This is a genomic window from Rikenella sp., assembly GCF_056799795.1.
This window is the reverse complement of sequence record NZ_JBQIQO010000063.1, coordinates 1-4,162: the sequence shown is the minus strand read 5'-3', so window position 1 is coordinate 4,162 and position 4,162 is coordinate 1. Positions and strand designations below refer to the sequence as shown.

1 protein-coding gene is annotated in these 4,162 nt (G+C 62.1%); it reads right to left on the bottom strand.

The window, feature by feature from the left end; genetic code table 11:
• Window positions 1-1,055: 1,055 nt before the first annotated feature.
• Window positions 1,056-3,767, bottom strand: coding sequence for a glycoside hydrolase family 2 protein (locus tag ACTO3O_RS09705; protein ID WP_297832648.1), 2,712 nt, complete (start codon window positions 3,765-3,767; stop codon window positions 1,056-1,058).
• Window positions 3,768-4,162: the final 395 nt, after the last annotated feature.

Sequence of the window (4,162 nt, the reverse complement as noted above, 5' to 3'; positions counted from 1 at the left end):
TTTATGGGGCGGGACTGCGGCGGAGCGCCAGCGGAGCCGCAGTGAGGCTGACACGGGGTGGAGAACTGGGGCGAGCTTGGGGCTGTGCCTGTTCTTCAGGCGGGAAAACCGGCTACGGTTTTCCCGCCGTGCTGGGCCGAGCTGTTGGCCGTGCTTTTGCGGCTCTTTGAGCCGCGCGGGCCGAAGCCTTCCGCCGCGGAGGCCCGCAACTCACGTTGCTGTGGGCCCCGCAGGCTTCAACCCGCTAAGGCAATTGCATTTTCGCAAGTTCGATCGCGTCCCCGCTGGTGGCGAATTGCTATAGTCTAAGAGCGAGTAGCGCGATTCGTGAGGAATCGCTGTCCTTGGCAAGAGCGACGCATTAGCGGCGCGAGGGGGGCGCCGAGAACGAATTTCCGAGAATGGGGAAGTGCTTCTGCGACTCGTAGAGTCGCCGGGCCTCCGGCGGCGGAGACCCTCAACTCGCGATGTTCGTTGAGTGCACCCGCAGGCTTCGACCCGCTTAAACCAAGAACGAATAGTGCGGTTCTTCGAACCGCCGGCCTCGTCGCCCAGCGGCTTTGCCGCTCGGGGGGATGGGCGACAGGCCGAACTTGAAAGATTTGGGGCGAGCTCTTGGTTGTTCTTTGGGCCGGGCTTCTGCAACTCGTCGGAACTCGTTGCGCTCACTGCTGGCGGCGAACTACTTCAGCCTGGGCCTGCCATGCCGCTTACGCGTCAAGAGTTGTCGTAATTTCTGGGCGTTCGGCCCGTGCAGTTCGTTGAACCACCAGATTAGTATGAAAACGGGCCCAAGCCCGGGTTCTAAGTCCCCAATCGGTTCTGTCGAAAGCTCGCTTGTCCCGTTTATTCCGAGAGGCACCGCAACTGAAGACCGTAAGCGCGACTGCCCGTATATCCGGGATTGAGGCTGATCGTGTGGAAATTCGAGTACGCCACGTCGATGCCGCTTGTCGATGACGAGTAGACGAAACCGCCCTCGCCGACGCTGCTCGTCCCGCCCGTATCTCGCGGGCGGAAGCCCGGGGCGGGGCCGCTGCCGTCCCGATAAAAAACTACTTCACATTCTCCCGCACCGGTCGCTCCGACCGACGTCCCGCCAAGTCGTTCAGCGTTCGCACCGTGATCCCCAGTCCCTCGACCCCCTCCGACGTCGGAATCTCCTCCGTGAAATTCAGCTCGATCACCCGCTCCTCGCCCGGCAGCAGGTCGAAATAGGCATCCGACGCATTATCCTGTCTCGCCGCCGCGTCGAACACGACCGATTTCAGCAGCGTATTCGCCCGCAGCGTCGCTTCGACCCGCCTCGGCCCCGCCTGCTTATAGGAAACCGTATAGTCCGCCGCCGGCAACGCCAAATCCTTGAACGGCACGAACCAGTAGATCGACCGCAGCGTATCCCCGCCGATCACCCCGTCGGCCACCAGACAGACATTTTTTCCCTCTGTCGAGAGTTCCCGCAGCAACTCCGTATCCTGAGCCCGCAGCAGCTCCCGGTTCGAATTGGCCGCCACGTCCGCCCGCAGCGTCGAATCCCACAGCGTCTGGCCCGTAAAGTCCATCAGCCGCAGCGAAACCGTCCCCTCCTGCGCCCGGAGCCGATCCGTCACCGCCCACAGCACCGCCGTCTGCGTCGAGTCCACCCGTTCGAACGCCAGCAGCGTCGGCACGAAACTCCGCCGGGCGTAGTATTGCAGCGCCTTCCAGCGGTAGCGGCTGTCCATCGAGCTCCACGAAACAGCCGGATAGCAGTCGTTGAGCTGCCAGTAGATCGTCCCTTGGTTGAACGGCCGTTTGATGCGGTGTCCCTCCATCGCGATCTTCATCCCCTCGGCCTGAAGCAGCTGGGAGAGATAGACATACGTCCGGAAATCGTCCTTCAGCAGCGGCAGGTCGCGCGCCATGTACTCTTCCAACAGCCGATATGCTTTCGGACTCTTCTGGTGGGCGATCATCGCCGGCGAGTAGAGCCGCATCTCTTCCGGCGCGAAATACTCCCGGTAGGTGTCGTAGCAGGCCAGCGAGACGAAGCCGTATTCGTTGCTGAACCGACCCGGTTTATCCTTGTAGACCGAGAAAGGCTCCTCGTCGTGGAAAACGCCCCAGTAGTGCACATCTCCTTTGATCCGGCTCAGCGGATTGCCGCGTCCGTACATCGGCGAACTCGGATGGTACGGCCGCCCCTCGTCCTCCGTCGCCACCACGTCGGCCAGCACTCCCCGGAACAAGGTGTCGATACCGTGCTTGATCTGCGCCTGTTCCGTCGAATCCCATCCGTACACGCCCTGATATCCCCAATGGTTCCAAGCCTCGTCGATCTCGTTATTTCCGCACCAGATGGCCAGCGACGGGTGGTTCCTCAAACGCCGCACGTTGTAGACCGCCTCGCGCCGCACGTTGTCGAGGAAAGCCGTGTCCCACGGGTAGAACGAGCAGGCGAACATGAAGTCCTCCCACACCATCATCCCCCGTTCGTCGCACAGGTCGAAGAAGAGATCCTCTTCGTAAATCCCCCCGCCCCAGACGCGGAGCATATTCATGTGCGACTCCGCCGCCGCATCGACGATCGCCCGGTAGCGGGCCGTGTCGACCCGCGACGGAAAGACGTCCTGCGGAATGTAGTTCGCCCCTTTGATAAAACACGGAATGCCGTTCACGTAAAATTGGAAACTTGCCCCCTCGCCCACGCTGTCCGGCTCCTGCACCAGCTCGATTTTTCGCACGCCGATCCGTTGCGTGTCCCGATCCAGCAGGTTGCCCTCCTTGTCCGTCACGAATGTCCGCACGGTGTAGAGGTTGGGCTCGCCCATGCCGTTCGGCCACCAGAGCTTCGGATGGACGATGGCGAACGGGATCTCGACCGTCGTTTCCGCCTCCCCGAAAGCACCCAGCATCACGTCGGCCTGGCCGTAGACGTGCGTGGCGGCGGAGTCGGCCACGATCACCCGCACCGGTGTCTTACGGTGTTCTTTTTCAGTGGTATTCCCGCCGCGCAAGGTCACCCGCGCCGTGAAAGCGCCCCGTAGCGAGTCCTGCCAGCTCTCGCGGACGAATTGGATGCGGTCGATCGCCGCCTCCGACCAGGCATCCAGATAGACCGGCCGCCAGACGCCCATCGTCAGATACCTCGGCCCCCAGTCCCAGCCGAACTGGTACGGCGCTTTGCGCGTGAAGACGCTGGTTTTCCACTCGCCCTTGTCGTTGTCGTTGGGCAGCTTCACGGGGTAGGCCGTCGCCTCCGGCAAGGCCGTGGCGTAAGCCGGGTGGAAGACGATGCGCAGGGTGTTGACGGTATCCGCCCGGAGCAGACCGTTCACCGGAATGCGCCATTCGACGAACATGTTGTCCGTCCCGCCCAGCACCAGCGAGTCGTTGAGGTAGACGTCGGCATAGGTGTCGATGCCCTTGAAAACCAGCTCCTGATTAGCCTGTGCCGCGATACCTGCCGACGGGGTGAATGCCGTCCGGTACTCCCAGCTGCGTTCGCCGATCCATTGCAGGTCGGCTTCGGTCGTTCCGGCAAACGGTTCGGGAATCCGCCCGAGGTGGAGGAGGTCGGTGTGCACGGTGCCGGGCACGGTCGCCGGCAGCCATGCCGTTTCGGTGGCCGTGGAGTCCGTTTCGCGGAACGACCAGTTCTCGACGAGCGGTTGCCGGCAGCGCTCGGGCGTTTGGTCGAGCCATTTCGAGGCGTCTCGCGGGCCGCAGGCGGTCAGCAGGGAGGCTGTTCCGAACAGGAAGAGGGAAAGTAGGGCATGATGTTTCATGGGAGGTGCCGATTTTTGAAATGGGTTTGAGAGCAAATATAGCACAAAACGGCCTTTCTCGTATGCCTATGGGGTGAAAAGGAGCGGAAAGGGAAGGGGGGCCGAGGCAGCCTCTACGGTGTGTGGCCGCTGCCTGAGTCCTGCGGAGCCTAAGGTGTGTGGACAAAGAATTGGGGTAGAGGCGGCCGCAGCGAAACGAAGTTTCGCCCGTCCACGGGACGTGGGGCCCGCGCGGCCCGAGCGCAGTTCTATCTTGTTAAGGTAGATACGGCCAGCTTTCGGGTGCCGAGCGACACCGCGCGCCACGCCTAAAGAGGGAAATCTTCAAAATGTGCTGGCACGTTTTGACAAGATTTCCCTAGGCGCGCGGATAGAACTCGATGTTTTCGAATTAA